The organism is Tolypothrix sp. VBCCA 56010 (assembly GCF_050875635.1).
Classification (GTDB): domain Bacteria; phylum Cyanobacteriota; class Cyanobacteriia; order Cyanobacteriales; family Nostocaceae; genus Hassallia.
On record NZ_JBPAOH010000575.1, the window covers coordinates 1 to 207 of the forward strand.

The 207-nt window shown below is 55.6% G+C and carries 1 protein-coding gene; it reads right to left on the minus strand.

Annotated elements, in window-relative coordinates; translation table 11 throughout:
• Window positions 1–207, minus strand: a 207-nt coding sequence (locus AABK37_RS42415) for a hypothetical protein (protein ID WP_432557332.1), incomplete at both ends; no start/stop codon positions are given.

Genomic DNA, 207 nt, shown 5'->3' on the forward strand with positions numbered 1-207 from the left:
GTTCGAGCAATTGACTTGCAAGTTCCCGGGATAGGGCTTCACCGCCGCAGAGTATTTTTAATTGCTGGTTGCCAATCCACCCTGCTGAAGTCAGTAGTCGCCAGGTGGCAGGTGTGCCTTGCATCACCGTCGCGCTTGATGTCGCCAAGGCGGCTGTGCTTTGACCACCGTCAGCAACAACTTCTCGATTGACGACTACACGCGCAC